Genomic DNA, 14,621 nt, shown 5'->3' with positions numbered 1-14,621 from the left:
GCTTGGTCTGTGTGAGGGATGTCTCGTCATGCAATCTATTCGATTTCGATTAATTCAGCGTAATTTCTTTCGCCGAGTTCAGGTCAGACAACGATACCAATTGCTCCAGAATCGCTTTGTCAGCGCCTTTATCAACGGTCAGAACCATGATAGCGGATCCGCCGACAAGCTGGCGGCCTACTTGCATCGTCGCGATGTTCACGTCATTCGTGCCCAGCAGCGTGCCGACGCGGCCAATGATGCCCGGTTTGTCGTTGTGCGAGATCAGTATCAGGTTGCCTTCCGGCGTAACATCGACAGGGAACTTATCGATTTGTACGATACGCGGACCGTAGCCAGTCAGCAATGTGCCTGCTGCGTTGCGTTCTTCTTTCTTCGTGCGAAGCGATACGGACACAAGGTTCGTAAAGTCTTTCGCAGCATGCGATTTATTAACGACGATGTTCACATCACGCTCTTTAGCTAAATGCAAGGAGTTGACGACGTTGACATTCTCAGCGCCAAGATGATGCGACAGCACGCCTTTCACAATGTAACGGGTGAGCGGCTGTGTATCAACCTCTGCAAGCTCACCGGAGTAGCCAACTGTAATTTCTTGAACAGGGCCGTCCGTAATTTGAGCGATGAAGTTGCCCAGTTTCTCGCCTAACGCATAGTAAGGCTGAAGCTGGCTAGCAAGGTTCGCTGGGATCGGAGGCATGTTGACAGCATTGCTGAACGGCTCGTCACGCAGAATGTGAAGCACTTGCTCCGACACGTCGATCGCTACATTTTCTTGAGCTTCAACAGTCGAAGCGCCAAGATGCGGAGTCACGATGATTTTCGGATGAGTCAGGAACGGATGATCAGCGGCTGGCGGTTCAACCTCGAACACGTCGAACGCAGCGCCAGCTACAACACCATTGTCAATCGCTTCAACAAGCGCAAGCTCGTCGATGATGCCGCCGCGTGCACAGTTCACGATACGCATGCCTGGTTTCATTACTTCAAACTGTTTTTTGCCGATCATATGGCGCGTTTCAGCCGTCAGTGGCGTGTGCACCGTCATAAAGTCAGCATTCCGTACGATTTCATCCACAGTTGCAAGCTTGATGCCAAGCTTCTCTGCGCGTTCTTCTGTCATGAACGGGTCATAGCCCATAATTTCCATACCAAACGCTTTAGCGCGAAGCGCAACCTCGCTGCCGATACGTCCCATGCCCATTACGCCGAGCACCTTGTTGCGGAGCTCTACGCCGAGGAAGGATTTACGGTCCCATACACCGCTTACCGTTTTTGCATAAGCTTGCGGGATGTGGCGGGCAACGGCCATAATCATGGCGAAAGTATGCTCGCAAGTTGTAATCGTGTTGCCGTCAGGGGCATTGATAACGATGATGCCGTATTGCGTCGCTGCTCCCAAATCGATATTGTCGACGCCAACGCCAGCACGTCCAACAACTTTCAACTTTTTGCCGGCTTCCATAATGCGCGGCGTAACGCGCGTCTGGCTGCGAACGAGAAGAGCGTCATATTCACCAATAATGGCGACAAGCTCGTCTTCGCTTAGTCCGGGTTTTTTGTCGACAGTGACATCCGCTGCTTCAACAAGCTGTTGAATGCCTAAATCGCTGATCGGGTCGGATACAAGAACTTTAAACATATGCAGATTGCCTCCTAAACGTTTTGCATGAATTCAATTAATTTCATATGAAAGGCGAGAAAACAAAAAATCCCGTCTCTGCACGAAAATGCGAGAGCCGGACGAAAAGGTTCGCCTTAAATAACCGTCATAGTTCGACTTAAATCGTTATGGACAACCTTTTCTATTTTATAGCAATAGGGCGTTCAATTGCAATGCTCAACTTGCTCAAAAATGAAATTTTCGTTATGATTCAACCATTATACCTACTCAAAATGAAAGGAAGTGACGAAATGAATGAATGGCAAGATATAAGTGCAGACGAGCTGTTGAAGCTTATGGATGAAGGCAAGCTGCAGCGGGAGCAAGTGATTGATGTGCGTGAGCTTCACGAATGGGAATATTATCATTTGGAATCGTCGCTTCTCATTCCGATGAACAGCATTCCGCATCGCCTTGGCGAGCTGGATGATGACAAGCCATTATATATTGTATGCGCACACGGTGTGCGAAGCGCAGCTGTATGCCGTTACTTGCAAGAACAAGGCTACGGCAGTCTCCACAATGTTGAGGGAGGAATGGCTGCCATAGCCTTGCTTCAAGGATTTCAGTATGATTGAGCTTACTCGGCTTCAGCATAAAAGAAAGGCAGCTGCGGGAGCGTCTCTTTCTCATATTGCGCAGCTTTGCTGGCAGTAAAGTCGCCGCTTCGGACCGCCTTCGTATTGACCATAAGCTCTACAATTGCTGAGACGGAACGAACCTTCATCTCCGATTGCTGACCCGTTTGAATAAATTCGTCAACGCGGCTGGTCAAGTCCTGCGGGTAAAATGCCGCTAGCTGCTGCCGCTTCTTGAGATGATCGGCCATCAGCTTGTTTTTCACAATTAACGGAAGCTTCTTCCATTGATTAATTTCCATAATGTTCGGAGAAGTGAAGTCTCCCGGAATGTCCGAGTTAACGGTTGCGCCCCACTTCAGCATAGCGGAGAAATAAGCTTGCTGAGCATCGAGCGTACTGTTTACCGCCTTCTGGTAGGTAGCTTCTTTTTCGATAGCGTCGATAAGCGGTTTGTTCTTTAACGTTTTTGCGTGGACAGCTGCTTTGCCGGCAGCTTGCTCGAACTGCTCCAGACTGCGGATCATGCTGGCTTGCGCTTGTCCAAGCAACGGTGATTTTTGCATATCAAAGGAAGAGACTTCCTTGTTTTTACGATTAGCTAGATCGCCAAGACCTTTGAAAATAGCGACCGGTTCGGTCAACTGGCCTTGCTGCAATTTGTTGATGGCTTTGATCCATTCCGTTTGAAATTCACGGTAAGGCAAAAATACGGTATGATAGAATGATACAAGGTCTTGCTGTTGATAAGGAACGGCATTTTCATTGGACTGGCTTTTCAATTGCTTCATCTCATACTTGGTTTCGGCTTTGTCCGTTCCGATCTTCAATCCGAAGAAGAAGGCGCCGGCAGCGAAAGCGACCATAAATACGAAGCCAACGCTGAAAAACATGGCGGTTCTAGTTAATCTTTTCTCCATCACAAATCTCCTTCTATGTAATAAATGGATGCTGTCGTTTGTGCCCTACCAGTATAGGCGAAATGCTCATAAAAGGAAATATGAACCTTCAAGACAGGCGGGAAGACATGAAAAAATTCGACATCCGTAAAATACGCGTGCGCAAGGTGAGCGTAGATGAGCTTGACGACCGTATGCTGCTCATCAATTTGTACATGACCCAGGCACTTACTCTTATTATCGGTTTGATCTGGGTATTATTTCAGCGTCAGAACATAATTCATTTATTTCATATCCCGCAAAACCTTCAATTTGTATGGTGGGGACTTGGTCTGGCAGGGGCTGTAGTCGCAGTTGACCTGTTAATCTCCAGATGGGTGCCTGAGGAAGCGGGCGATGACGGAGGGGTCAACGACCGTATCTTCCGATTGCGGCCTGTCTGGCATATCGCCGTCATATCTTTTGTCGTTGCTGTTTGTGAGGAGCTGCTGTTTCGCGGGGCTATTCAGCATTCAATAGGGGCCTATTGGACTAGTATTGTGTTCGCTGCAATCCATGTCCGGTACCTAAAGCACTGGATACCAACGGGACTTGTCTTTTCGATCAGCTATGGGTTAGGCTGGATTTATAATATGACGGACACTTTATGGGCGCCGATTATTGCGCATTTTATGATCGATTTCATAATGGGGCTCATTATTCGTTTCAGGAGGGAGCAAGAATAGCAGTCATGAGCAGGGTAGAAAAATTCGGGAGGTCAAGGAGAAGACAACAGCATGAGAAGGCGGCAGCGCCGCCTCGCAACGACACCGTAACGAATGCCGAGGCGCAGCTGCCGCCCAGAAGAAAAAAATTTCCTTCCCAAGCTCCAAAGATTACGAAATGGTATTATAATGTATTGTTTATTTTATTCGTGTCGCTAGTGGCCGGATTGTTCTGGTACGGCATCAAATATACGCAATAATCAGGATTGTGCCGGCAGCTCAATGGTTGCGGGATCGATGAAGCCGTATCCTTTATCCTCTAGCTTCGTCAGCAGCCCGTCGAGCGCTTCTGCCGTCCATTTCAGTTCATGCATTAAAATATTTGCGCCGGGATGGAGCTGCTCCAGCACGTTGGCGGTTACTTTATCGGGATCGCCAGGCGACTTTTGTTCCCAGTCCAGTGAACCATTCGACCACGTCATGAATAACAGGCCGTGGTTTTTTGCTATTTCCTTCACCTTGTCTCCTCCAGAGCCGTAAGGGGGACGGAAGAAACGGGGCGGCTCGCCCGTAATGTTCTCTACATCCTTTTGCACGTCACTGATTTGCTGTTCGATCTTCGTTTCGTCTTCTTTTTTCAGATCGATATGGTCCCAGGAGTGATTGCCAATCGTCTGTCCGCGCTCTTTAATAAGAGTGAGCAGCTCGGGATGAGTTTTCACCCGGTAACCGTTCACGAAAAAAATCGCTTTCGCATGATGCTTATCGAGCGTGTCCAGCAGGCTGGTCAATACTTCTTTGTTATGCGGGCCGTCATCAAAGGTGAGCAAAACGACTTTTTTATCGGTTGACTCTTCAATGGGAACGAAACGGTAAACCTTGTTCATTTTGTAGAGCGTCTTAATTTCCTCTGCAGCGGCTGTCGTCTCGGTTGCCGCAGGCGATGGCAGCGGAGAAGGAGTCTCCTGCGCCGGGGTGGCAGTAATGGCTGGGAAGGTGGCCGCTATGTTGTTTTTATTGGATGCTGCGCTGCCGCATGAGGTGAGAAGCAGGGCCGCTGCGGCTGCGGCCGCGATAGTGCCAATCGATTTTACTGCTGCATTCATAACTGATGATTCCCTCCTGTGCTTGTATAATCGATTCTATTGTAGCATATTCAAAATTCGCTGCCGTTAAGCAAGTTTTCCTTTATTTTAGCAGGATGGCCTTCATCCAGTACGGCCAAAATATCGGGTGAAACGATATTTATAAGGAGGTTTGCTTGATGAGGCTAAGGGGTTTTATAGTCGGAGGCGCAATTGGCGCAGCAGCGGCGCTCTATATGGCGCGCAAGCGTCCAGGTACGGCGGCGTGGCTGTCGGCAACGATGTCAAACGGGCTCTCGAAGCTTGGACGTAAATCGATGTCGATGATGATGATGAATGACTGGAAGACGAAGGCGGTTGCATCCGCCCCAAAGCATACAGACGGTACCGCCGTAAAATCAGAAGGAAATTGGGAACGGATTGAAGCCATTATTAACAGCGATCCCAAGCTAAAGGAGCAAGCCAATCAGGTTATGGCGGAATCGTCGTCCCGCATGCATTAATTAGGTACAGGAAGAGGGGAATCGCTTGAACGGGCAACGATGCTGCACGTTTCAAACGATTCTTTTTTTGCCTAATTTAGGTGCAATCCATGGTTAGACATGATAAAGTAGTTACATAGTACGATTTGATCAATTTGATCACATCTTCTCAATAATTTCATACGCTGTTACAACAGATGCTGCAGAGGAGGATCCTGTCATGAAAATCGAGCGGCTTAGTCAGGACAAGATTCGGATTTTCCTGACGTTCGACGACCTGCTGGAACGTGGGATCCAGAAGGAAGACATGTGGCGCGAAATTCCAAAGGTACACGAGCTATTCAGCGAAATGATGGACCAAGCATACAGTGAACTTGGATTCGATGCCAGCGGCCCGTTAGCGGTCGAAGTATTTGCCTTACCTGCCCAGGGAATGGTCGTCATTGTAACCCGTGGCAAAATGAACGGTCAATCCGACGAGCGGGCAACCGACGATGAAGACACGGAAGACGAGATATACGAAATGGAAGTGACGATGGAGCAGAGCGACATCGTAATGTATTCCTTCCGGGATTTTGAAGATGTCATCAGCGTTTGTAAGCAATTGCAGGCTGCCGGTCTGACAGAGGATGGACGCTTGTATTCCTACAACGGGAAGTGGATATTGGCGCTTGAGCCAGCCCTGATCGATTCTTCCCGTCACAATGCCGTAATCGCCTTGCTGGCGGAATATGGAGAAGCGACATCGGTTACTTACGCGATGCTCGAGGAATATGGAAAGGTGATCATGCCGTCAGACGCTGTACGGGAAGTATGCACTCATTTTTATAACTGAGAAGCACATGGAGAAGAGCATCGGAGGAGCAAATATGTCCCCCTGATGCTCTTCTTGCTTTAAAAAAATAAAATAATCGAATATGGTCGGGGCTGCTAGTTCATATTACATGTAGACAAAGGCGGTGAGCATCCATCATGGCGGATATACATGCACATGATATTTTGAAATCTACTCAAGTAGTAATTGAACAAGCATTGCGCAAGCTTGGACATCAGGATTCAATGATTGAACTGCTGAAAGAGCCGATGCGCGTCCTGACGGTACGCATTCCAGTAAGAATGGATGATGGGACCACGACCATATTTACCGGCTATCGTTCCCAGCATAATGCTGCTGTCGGTCCAACTAAAGGCGGCGTAAGATTTCATCCTGGCGTAACAGAGCTGGAGGTCAAGGCGCTTTCGATCTGGATGAGTCTCAAATGCGGCATTGCCGATCTGCCATACGGCGGGGGCAAAGGCGGCGTTATTTGCGATCCGCGAAAAATGTCATTCGGCGAACTGGAGCGGGTAAGCCGCGGTTATGTCCGAGCCGTTAGCCAGATTGTCGGTCCTACTAAGGATATTCCTGCACCTGATGTGATGACCAATTCGCAAATAATGGCCTGGATGCTGGATGAATACAGCCGGATTCGTGAATTTGACTCGCCTGGCTTTATTACCGGGAAGCCGATCGTACTTGGCGGCTCGAAAGGGCGGGAGACTGCAACTGCCAGAGGCGTCGTTATTATGATTGAAGAGGCGCTCGCCCTCCGAGATATCGAAATTAAAGGCGCGAGAATCGTCATTCAAGGCTTCGGCAATGCGGGCAGTTATTTAGCCAAATTTATGCATGAGGCTGGCGCGTGCGTAATTGGTATATCCGATGTGAACGGAGCGTTGTATAATGAAGAGGGATTGGATATCCCATATCTGCTTGACCGCAGAGATTCATTTGGCAACGTTACGAATTTATTCCCGCAGACGATTACGAATGATCAACTGCTGGAGCTGGATTGCGACGTGCTGGTGCCGGCTGCAATCGAGAATCAGATTACGGAAGCCAACGCTCCGAATATTCGCGCATCTATTATCGTCGAAGCAGCCAACGGCCCAACGACGCTTGAAGCGACGCAAATATTGACGGATAGGGGCATCCTGATCGTACCTGACGTTCTGGCAAGCGCTGGCGGCGTCATCGTCTCTTATTTCGAGTGGGTTCAGAACAATCAAGGCTACTATTGGGATGAGAACGAAGTGGATACGAAGCTGCGGATTATGATGATCCGGGGCTTTAAGCAAGTATATGAGCTTCATCAAACGAGAAATGTCGATATGCGGCTTGCCGCTTATATGACAGGGGTTCGCAAAATGGCGGAAGCGGTTCGTTATCGCGGCTGGGTATAACCCGGCTTGCGGCCGGCGTTTGGCGTAGCCCCGATGCTGGAGGTGACCGACGAAATGTTCTTGTTTTCCGTGTTAACGGCAGCGGTGGCGCCCGGCGTTTCGCTGCTCACCTATTTATATCTGAAGGATCGCTACGATGCTGAACCGATTCATATGGTTGTTCGCATGTTTCTGCTCGGTGTCTTGATCGTAGTGCCCATCATCGTTATTCAACGCGGACTGCAGCTCTGGTGGGGAGAATCACCGCTCGTGCTCGCCTTTGCCGAATCGGCAGGCGTAGAAGAGCTGGTGAAATGGTTTGTGTTGTACCATATTATTTATAATCATACCGAATTCGACGAGCCCTATGACGGTATCGTCTATGCAGCCTCCATCTCGCTTGGCTTTGCGACGCTTGAGAATATCATGTATGCCGTATTCTCGCCCGCAACATTTGGCACGCTGCTCATGCGTGCGCTGCTTCCGGTATCCGGCCATGCGCTATTTGGCATCATGATGGGTTATTACGTAGGCAAAGCCAAATTTACGCTCAGCAAGCGCAAGCGCAATTTGTATCTGGGCATCTCGCTGCTGCTGCCATTCGGACTCCATGGCACGTACGACTGGATCATGATTACGCAGCAGCAAAACTGGATGTACTTCATCATTCCATTTATGGCGGTGCTTTGGGTATGGGGATTGCGTAAAATGCAGCGTGCCAATGAAAGATCGCCTTTCCGGTTTCTCGCCCGTGAGGACGAGATTAAATTGTAAACGATCCGTCCATACTGTCTTCTAAAAGGCTAATCCCGCTTAGGAGGTAAGGATGGAAGCGAGAGTGAAGGTAACGATCCGGTGCAATGTATGCGGAGAGAAGTTCGTGCTGCGCGGCCGGCGCGATAAAGGCTCCATCGATACGGGCTTCAAGCAGTGCATTTGCAATAACAGCAATGATCTCGATGTCGAAGAACACAGTATTTAGAACAGATGTATAAAGCTCCCTTGTCGAAACCAAACTAACGCTAGGTTTCGACAAGAAAGGAGCTTTTCTGCTATGTATAAACGACTCAGCGCTGTGCTGTTCCCCATCATGACCCTCTTATTAATTGGTGCTGCTTATTGGGGCTATCAGGAACATCAAGAGAAAAATGCGATATTGCTCAAAGCCGAGAACCAATACCAGCGGGCATTCCACAATCTAACCTATCACGTTCAGCAGCTGCATCAGCAGCTAGGCAACACGCTGGCCGTGAACTCAACCTCCCAAAGCTTCCACCGCAAAGGGCTCGTCAACGTATGGCGGCTTACAAGCGAAGCGCAAAACGAAATCAATCAATTGCCCCTGACGCTGCTTCCGTTCAATAAAGCGGAAGATTTTTTATCGAGAATCGCAAACTTTGCTTATAAAACCTCTGTTCGCGATCTGACGAAGCAGCCCCTGTCCAAAGATGAATTTAGTACGCTTAAGACGCTTTATGCCAAGTCGGAGGAAATTTCGAATGATCTGCAGGGGGTTCAGGAGCAAGTGCTGGGCACCAAGCTGCGCTGGATGGACGTTGAGACGGCTCTGGCTGCGCAAAATTTGAAAGGCAGCAACGGTATTATCGACGGCTTCAAGACGGTTGATAAAAAAGTTAGCGAATATCCCGAAATCAACTGGGGGCCTTCCGTAAGCAGCATGTATCAGACACGAACGGTCAAAATGCTGGGCGGCAAACTCGTTACCGCCGATGATATCAAGAAGCGTGCAGCTGAATTTGTCGGCAAAAACGCCGGCGAGATAAAAGTGATAGAGAATGGTAAAGGAACGGAATACGCGTCCTACAGCGCAACGGTAACGGAGCCGAAGAACGGAAAAAAACTGCAGATGGACTATACGCAAAAAGGCGGCCAGCTGATCTGGTTTATGGATTCCCGGGACATCGGGGAGCAGCGGCTGAACACGGTTAAAGCGAAGGAAGCGGCTGATAAATTCCTGAATGATCATGGGTTTAAAGGAATGCAGGCGGTCACCTATGACAACTTCAACAATGCCGGAACATTAACTTACGTCGCCAGTCAAAACGGCGTGCTTATCTATCCTGAGAAGCTAACGGTGAAAGTTGCCCTTGATAACGGCGAAACGGTTGGCCTGCAAGCAAATGATTATGTTCATGAGCATCATGCACGCAACCTCCCCGCTCCGAAAATTACGCAGGCAGAGGGTCGCAAAGCGCTCAATCCGGAAATGAAAGTGTCCAAGGAGCAGAAAGCGATTATATTGAATGACTTGGGTCAAGAAGTGCTCTGCTATGAGTATACGGGTAAAATAAACGGAAGCATCTACCGTATCTATATTAATGCGGATTCCGGTGTGGAAGAATCGATCGAGGAAATGTCTCCTCAAGATCGTACGGCTGCTGCCGCTAAATAATGATATGGCTCCCCTCAAATTGAGTGTGATATAATGACACCATTATGGGAGGGGAGCCAATTGTTACCTAGAGTAAACCAAATGTTGTTTTTCGAGATCGCTTCCTCGGATGAAGCGGAAGCAGCTGTTGAGTACAAGGCGAGAATCGCCGACGAACTTGAAGACGGGCTGTTGATCGAGAATCCGTTGAACGAAAGTACCGGCCGTATGAAGAGACTTTATCTGGGGGACGAGCTTTCCGTTCATTATGTGACGGAGGACGGCATTAAGAACTACTTTGATTCGCATGTCATCGGTTTTCGCGAGGATACGATTAAGCTCATCAAGATTCGCAAGCCCGATCCAGACCGAATCACAAAGGTGCAGCGCCGCCATTTCCTGCGCGTGCCTGCCGAGCTCGAAATTTCCGTTACGGCTATGGGACAGATACATTTCGTGACCCATACTGACGACGTGGGCGGCGGCGGCATCTCGTTTCTTTGCGACGGCAAGTGGGCAATCACCCGCGAGATGGAACTGGATTGCTGGCTGCTCGTCCCTTACAAGAACGGTTCGCTGGAGCATGCTTCATTCAAGGCGGAGGTTGTTCGAGTCGTCGAGCATACGTCGGGCCGGAAGCAGGTCATGATTAAATTTGTGAGCATCAGTGATTCTGAACGGCAAAAAATCATTCGTTACTGCTTTGAAAGGCAGCTGGATTTTCGTAACCGGTAATGAATAATCTGTCCGCAGCATAGGCATGCTAGCTTGATAAGGGAAATAAAGGAAGTGTGCCGGGTGCCAGACAGAAGCCATAGAACAAATGATAGATCAAGTCGCGGAAAGAAGCGGAGTTTCCGTTATTTCCGCGACTTGTCCGACGCTGTCAGCAGCAGGCTTGCCAAGCTGGCGATCCTGCTGCTGATTGCTGTCGTTTTATCGCAAATCGCGCTTCAAAACGACACAATAAGACGGTGGATAACCGATATAGAGCGTTTGGAAGGGACGGCTCCGGAGTAGTGGGAGCCTTTCGTTCTTTTGCATCTATGTCCATAGTGTGGTATAATTTTCACGTTCGCAGGCAGAGCCTGCTTTTTTCTTGAGAGGTTTGAGTCGCAATTGCTTCAAGCATCGGCCAACCGTCTCTATTAAGGGGGTTGACTGTTCGTGATGCAGCAAGACGGTGACAGCGACCGGATTAACATTGCTATCGACGGCCCTGCAGGCGCAGGGAAAAGTACGGTTGCACGCAAGGTTGCCGAACAGCTAGGGTACATTTATATCGATACCGGGGCTATGTATCGGGCCGTAACGCTTAGTGCGCTTAAGGCTTCCATTGAGCCGCAAGACAGCAAAGCATTGGCAGCGCTGGCAACATCGCTGGACATTGAATTGCTTCCCGGTGACAAAGGGCAGACAGTATTGCTGAACGGTGAAGACGTAACGGATTCTATCCGCTCCCGTGAAGTAACGCTAATCGTCTCCTTAATCGCAGCGAATGAAACCGTAAGAGAAGTGCTGGGCGCCATGCAGCGGAAGCTTGCTGCCAGGAAAGGCGTTGTTATGGACGGACGGGACATCGGCTCGCATGTGCTGCCGAACGCGGAACTGAAAGTTTTTCTGACCGCTACCGTAGAAGAACGCGCATCTCGCCGCTTCAAGGAAATTTCGGGTAAACAAGACGTAACGCTGGAGCAGCTGGCTCAGGAAATTGCTGACCGCGACCGGCTGGACGAGCAGAGAGAAATCGCTCCGCTCATTTGCGCACCAGATGCGCTCGTCATGGACAGTACCACGATGATGATTGAAGAAGTTGTCGGGGCAATTGTCAAATTAAGCCGAACCAAATTGGCGGAGGCGAAGTAAACTATGTTATACCGCATTTGCAGATTTCTTCTCCTCGTCATCTACAATGTAATCTTCCGGCTAGAGGCGGTAGGCAAGGAGAACATACCGGCAGAAGGCCCGGTTGTGCTTGCCTCGAACCATCTGAGCAATTTTGATCCTCCAACCGTAGGCATTAAGTTGAAGCGGAAGGTTCATTATATGGCGAAGCAAGAGCTGTTCAACGTTCCGGTATTCGGTCCGTTGATCCGGGATCTTGGCGCTTTTCCCGTGAAACGGGGCGGCGTCAGCAAGGAAGCCATTCGTTCTGCAATCGGACTTCTCCAGCAAGGTGAAGTGATGGGGATTTTTCCCGAAGGAACGAGAAACAGCGCAGAAGGCGCAGCAGCCAAAAAAGGCGCTGCTATGATTACGATGCGCAGCGGAGCGACTGTTGTTCCGGTAGCGATTATCGGGAACTACAAGCCTTTCCGCAAAATGAAAATCATTTACGGCAAACCGGTTGATCTTACTGCATTCATTAATGATTCATCACCGGATATGCTTGAGCGCGTGACAGAGGCCATCATGGTCCGCATCCGCCAAATGATTAAAGAAAATCAATAATTCCCGTCAGGGAACGGCGAAAGCCATTTACGTTGTTTTAAATGCTGCACGCCGTCAGGGACGGCTGCGGGTTTAAATAAAGTTGGGGTAATGAATTGAGGAGGTTATTTCAAATGTCAGAAGAAATCAATGTTCAGGACTCCGTAGCTCAAGAAAATCAAGAGGCTATGGACAATTTTGTGTCTTTGAAAAAAGGCGATACCGTTAAAGGCACGATCGTCAAAATCGAAGATAACCAAGCTTATGTAAGCCTTGGATATAAATATGACGGTATCATTCCGATTCGCGAGCTTTCCGCTGTTCAGCTTGACAATGCATCTGATGCCGTTCAAATCGGCCAAGAGGTAGAGCTGAAAGTAGTAAGCATCGACGACGAGAAAGAAAAACTTGTTCTGTCGAAGCGCCAAATCGACGGAGACCGCGCTTGGGATGTGCTGCAAAGCCGTTTCGAAAGCGGAGAAGTATTTGAAGTTGCAGTAGCTGACGTTGTTAAAGGCGGCCTTGTCGCTGACGTTGGCGTACGCGGTTTCATCCCTGCTTCCATGGTAGAGCGTCATTTCGTTGAAGATTTCAGCGATTACAAAGGCCGTACGCTCCGCGTGAAAGTAAAAGAAATTGATCGCGAGAACAACAAAGTGATCCTGTCCCAGAAAGAAGTTCTGGACGCTGAGTTCGAGCAAAGCAAACAACAAGTTATGAGTTCCCTGCAAGTGGGCCAACAACTCGAAGGCACTGTACAACGCCTGACGCCATTCGGCGCATTCGTTGATATCGGCGGCATCGACGGTCTGGTACACGTATCGGAGCTTTCGTGGCAGCATGTCGCTCATCCGAAGGATGTTGTATCCGAAGGTCAAGCGGTAACAGTAAAAGTGCTGAAAGTTGACCCGGCTGCGGGTAAAATCAGCCTGAGCTTGAAAGCTGCTCAACCAGGTCCTTGGGAGTCGGCTAACGGCCAATTCGCAATCGGCGATATCGTTACGGGTACTGTACGCCGTATCGTAACGTTCGGCGCATTCGTTGAAATCGCTCCTGGAGTGGAAGGCCTTGTGCACATTTCCCAAATCGCACACCGCCACATCGCAACACCTTACGATGTTCTGAAAGAAGGGCAAGAAGTACAAGCGAAAGTATTGGACTTCAACCCGGCTGAAAAACGCGTAAGCCTGAGCATCAAAGAAACAGAAGAAGCTCCTGAGCAACCGGCTGAACAAGCACCGCGTTCGAGCAAACCGCAACGCGAGCGTTCGCCTAAGCAAGAGGATCTGGGCAATAACCCGAATGTTAGCTTGAGCAACCAAAGCATGAGCTACTCTCTGGCTGAGCGTTTCGGCGACAAGCTGAGCAAATTGAAATAATAAGATCCTTCAAGGATCTCAGACGTATAGCAAAGAGACTGTACCCGTATACTGGGTAAAGTCTCTTTTTTTACAGCTTTTACATATAGTCCGGCATAGCCGTTCCCGCTTGGGTGCATAATAGGTCGATGAGAGGTGATGGACCTATGAATCCAGGATATATAACGTTATGGATTGTAATGATCTTATTCATATTAATGGCTACAGGCTGGTCGGAATGGGTAGGAGCAGCAATCGCCCATAAGCGGATATTAACAATAATTGCAGCGGGCTGCATCATACTGCAGCCTCTACAGCATACGACAGCATTCGGGACTGTCAGTATCATGTGGCATGCCAGTGCGATCTTGCTTATGCTTGCGGCTCTATCGGCTGTTCATGGACAAGGCTTGGCCGAAGCGAAATGGTATTTGCTTTTATGCGCCTTGTTGACAGGCGTTATTTGGGGTTGTCTGCAAAAGATGTATTTAGCTGACCCGGTGTTTTATTGGCTTGATCCGAGATGGGATGCTCCATTGCTTGGCGGAATATTGGCAGCTGCATTTTCATCTAAGGCCAAGCATCAATTTGCAGTGCTCGTATTTTCCGCAGTATTCGCAGAAATAAATTTCGCAGTGCTGAGCGGAGGAAGGTATATCGGAGGAGTTGGCGAATTAGCATGGTGGGACGGCTTATGGATTGCATTCGGCGCAGCGAGAATTATAAGTATGTCCTTCACCATTTTACGATCGGTTATGGAAAATTTAGCTGTTTTCTTAATGAAAAACAAGCGAAGCAGCCCAGAATAAAGATGAAAAGTTAGCCAAG

The 14,621-nt window shown here is 49.0% G+C and carries 18 protein-coding genes; 15 read left to right on the top strand and 3 right to left on the bottom strand.

The window, feature by feature from the left end:
- Positions 1 to 49: 49 nt before the first annotated feature.
- Positions 50 to 1,642 (bottom strand): phosphoglycerate dehydrogenase, encoded by a 1,593-nt coding sequence (gene serA, locus TY10_RS08675; RefSeq protein ID WP_042162608.1) that lies wholly within the window; start codon positions 1,640 to 1,642, stop codon positions 50 to 52.
- A gap of 272 nt (positions 1,643 to 1,914) precedes the next feature.
- Between serA and TY10_RS08670 the strand changes: the two genes are divergently transcribed.
- The gene (locus TY10_RS08670; protein ID WP_042162684.1) at positions 1,915 to 2,241 is read left to right on the top strand and encodes a rhodanese-like domain-containing protein; all 327 of its coding nucleotides are present in this window, start codon (positions 1,915 to 1,917) and stop codon (positions 2,239 to 2,241) included.
- A 2-nt stretch (positions 2,242 to 2,243) separates the two neighbouring features.
- Here the strand turns inward: TY10_RS08670 and TY10_RS08665 are convergent, their stop codons facing one another.
- Complete coding sequence (locus TY10_RS08665; RefSeq protein ID WP_042162607.1) at positions 2,244 to 3,161, bottom strand: hypothetical protein; 918 nt, start codon at positions 3,159 to 3,161, stop codon at positions 2,244 to 2,246.
- A gap of 107 nt (positions 3,162 to 3,268) precedes the next feature.
- Here TY10_RS08665 and TY10_RS08660 point away from each other — a divergent pair, with 107 nt between their 5' ends.
- The gene (locus TY10_RS08660) at positions 3,269 to 3,865 is read left to right on the top strand and encodes a CPBP family intramembrane glutamic endopeptidase (protein ID WP_042162606.1); all 597 of its coding nucleotides are present in this window, start codon (positions 3,269 to 3,271) and stop codon (positions 3,863 to 3,865) included.
- A gap of 5 nt (positions 3,866 to 3,870) precedes the next feature.
- Positions 3,871 to 4,104, top strand: coding sequence for a hypothetical protein (locus tag TY10_RS08655; RefSeq protein ID WP_042162605.1), 234 nt, complete (start codon positions 3,871 to 3,873; stop codon positions 4,102 to 4,104).
- On the opposite strand, the gene TY10_RS08650 is transcribed toward TY10_RS08655, so the two are convergent.
- Positions 4,105 to 4,950, bottom strand: coding sequence for a polysaccharide deacetylase family protein (locus tag TY10_RS08650; RefSeq protein WP_042162604.1), 846 nt, complete (start codon positions 4,948 to 4,950; stop codon positions 4,105 to 4,107).
- A gap of 158 nt (positions 4,951 to 5,108) precedes the next feature.
- Here TY10_RS08650 and TY10_RS08645 point away from each other — a divergent pair, with 158 nt between their 5' ends.
- From TY10_RS08645 to TY10_RS08595, 12 genes are all read left to right on the top strand, one after another.
- Positions 5,109 to 5,432, top strand: coding sequence for a hypothetical protein (locus tag TY10_RS08645; RefSeq protein WP_042162602.1), 324 nt, complete (start codon positions 5,109 to 5,111; stop codon positions 5,430 to 5,432).
- A gap of 199 nt (positions 5,433 to 5,631) precedes the next feature.
- Positions 5,632 to 6,246 (top strand): genetic competence negative regulator, encoded by a 615-nt coding sequence (locus TY10_RS08640; RefSeq protein ID WP_042162601.1) that lies wholly within the window; start codon positions 5,632 to 5,634, stop codon positions 6,244 to 6,246.
- 137 nt (positions 6,247 to 6,383) lie between these two features.
- Positions 6,384 to 7,634 (top strand): Glu/Leu/Phe/Val family dehydrogenase, encoded by a 1,251-nt coding sequence (locus tag TY10_RS08635; protein ID WP_042162600.1) that lies wholly within the window; start codon positions 6,384 to 6,386, stop codon positions 7,632 to 7,634.
- A 54-nt stretch (positions 7,635 to 7,688) separates the two neighbouring features.
- Positions 7,689 to 8,387, top strand: coding sequence for a glutamic-type intramembrane protease PrsW (prsW, locus tag TY10_RS08630; protein ID WP_042162599.1), 699 nt, complete (start codon positions 7,689 to 7,691; stop codon positions 8,385 to 8,387).
- A 52-nt stretch (positions 8,388 to 8,439) separates the two neighbouring features.
- Positions 8,440 to 8,595 carry a hypothetical protein gene (locus TY10_RS30990; protein WP_202903165.1) on the top strand — a complete coding sequence of 52 codons (156 nt, stop codon included), beginning with the start codon at positions 8,440 to 8,442 and terminating at the stop codon, positions 8,593 to 8,595.
- A 72-nt stretch (positions 8,596 to 8,667) separates the two neighbouring features.
- Positions 8,668 to 10,026: a germination protein YpeB gene (ypeB, locus tag TY10_RS08625; protein WP_042162598.1), complete on the top strand. Its 1,359-nt coding sequence runs from the start codon at positions 8,668 to 8,670 to the stop codon at positions 10,024 to 10,026.
- A 60-nt stretch (positions 10,027 to 10,086) separates the two neighbouring features.
- The gene (locus TY10_RS08620; protein WP_202903164.1) at positions 10,087 to 10,740 is read left to right on the top strand and encodes a flagellar brake protein; all 654 of its coding nucleotides are present in this window, start codon (positions 10,087 to 10,089) and stop codon (positions 10,738 to 10,740) included.
- A 63-nt stretch (positions 10,741 to 10,803) separates the two neighbouring features.
- Positions 10,804 to 11,025 (top strand): hypothetical protein, encoded by a 222-nt coding sequence (locus tag TY10_RS08615; protein ID WP_042162596.1) that lies wholly within the window; start codon positions 10,804 to 10,806, stop codon positions 11,023 to 11,025.
- A 150-nt stretch (positions 11,026 to 11,175) separates the two neighbouring features.
- Entirely contained in the window at positions 11,176 to 11,871 is a 696-nt protein-coding gene (gene cmk, locus TY10_RS08610; RefSeq protein WP_042162594.1) for a (d)CMP kinase, read from the top strand.
- Positions 11,872 to 11,874: 3 nt separating this feature from the next.
- Entirely contained in the window at positions 11,875 to 12,456 is a 582-nt protein-coding gene (locus tag TY10_RS08605; RefSeq protein ID WP_042162593.1) for a lysophospholipid acyltransferase family protein, read from the top strand.
- Between the two features lie 113 nt (positions 12,457 to 12,569).
- A complete protein-coding gene (gene rpsA / locus TY10_RS08600) occupies positions 12,570 to 13,814 on the top strand; it encodes a 30S ribosomal protein S1 (RefSeq protein ID WP_042162592.1) in 1,245 nt (414 codons plus the stop codon).
- Positions 13,815 to 13,960: 146 nt separating this feature from the next.
- Positions 13,961 to 14,602, top strand: a complete 642-nt coding sequence (locus tag TY10_RS08595) for a YphA family membrane protein (protein WP_042162591.1) — start codon at positions 13,961 to 13,963, stop codon at positions 14,600 to 14,602.
- Positions 14,603 to 14,621 lie beyond the last annotated feature (19 nt).

The sequence above is a fragment of the Paenibacillus gorillae genome (assembly GCF_000513275.1).
Lineage (GTDB): Bacteria > Bacillota > Bacilli > Paenibacillales > Paenibacillaceae > Pristimantibacillus > Pristimantibacillus gorillae.
Note: the sequence above shows the minus strand (reverse complement) of the source record. Positions and strands in the feature narration are given on the sequence as shown.

Coding starts and splice junctions, on each gene's coding strand:
- serA (WP_042162608.1), bottom strand. CDS start 1,642: ATGTTTAAAGTTCTTGTATCCGACCCGATCAGCGATTTAGGCATTCAA.
- TY10_RS08670 (WP_042162684.1), top strand. CDS start 1,915: ATGAATGAATGGCAAGATATAAGTGCAGACGAGCTGTTGAAGCTTATG.
- TY10_RS08665 (WP_042162607.1), bottom strand. CDS start 3,161: ATGGAGAAAAGATTAACTAGAACCGCCATGTTTTTCAGCGTTGGCTTC.
- TY10_RS08660 (WP_042162606.1), top strand. CDS start 3,269: ATGAAAAAATTCGACATCCGTAAAATACGCGTGCGCAAGGTGAGCGTA.
- TY10_RS08655 (WP_042162605.1), top strand. CDS start 3,871: ATGAGCAGGGTAGAAAAATTCGGGAGGTCAAGGAGAAGACAACAGCAT.
- TY10_RS08650 (WP_042162604.1), bottom strand. CDS start 4,950: ATGAATGCAGCAGTAAAATCGATTGGCACTATCGCGGCCGCAGCCGCA.
- TY10_RS08645 (WP_042162602.1), top strand. CDS start 5,109: ATGAGGCTAAGGGGTTTTATAGTCGGAGGCGCAATTGGCGCAGCAGCG.
- TY10_RS08640 (WP_042162601.1), top strand. CDS start 5,632: ATGAAAATCGAGCGGCTTAGTCAGGACAAGATTCGGATTTTCCTGACG.
- TY10_RS08635 (WP_042162600.1), top strand. CDS start 6,384: ATGGCGGATATACATGCACATGATATTTTGAAATCTACTCAAGTAGTA.
- prsW (WP_042162599.1), top strand. CDS start 7,689: ATGTTCTTGTTTTCCGTGTTAACGGCAGCGGTGGCGCCCGGCGTTTCG.
- TY10_RS30990 (WP_202903165.1), top strand. CDS start 8,440: ATGGAAGCGAGAGTGAAGGTAACGATCCGGTGCAATGTATGCGGAGAG.
- ypeB (WP_042162598.1), top strand. CDS start 8,668: ATGTATAAACGACTCAGCGCTGTGCTGTTCCCCATCATGACCCTCTTA.
- cmk (WP_042162594.1), top strand. CDS start 11,176: ATGCAGCAAGACGGTGACAGCGACCGGATTAACATTGCTATCGACGGC.
- TY10_RS08605 (WP_042162593.1), top strand. CDS start 11,875: ATGTTATACCGCATTTGCAGATTTCTTCTCCTCGTCATCTACAATGTA.
- rpsA (WP_042162592.1), top strand. CDS start 12,570: ATGTCAGAAGAAATCAATGTTCAGGACTCCGTAGCTCAAGAAAATCAA.
- TY10_RS08595 (WP_042162591.1), top strand. CDS start 13,961: ATGAATCCAGGATATATAACGTTATGGATTGTAATGATCTTATTCATA.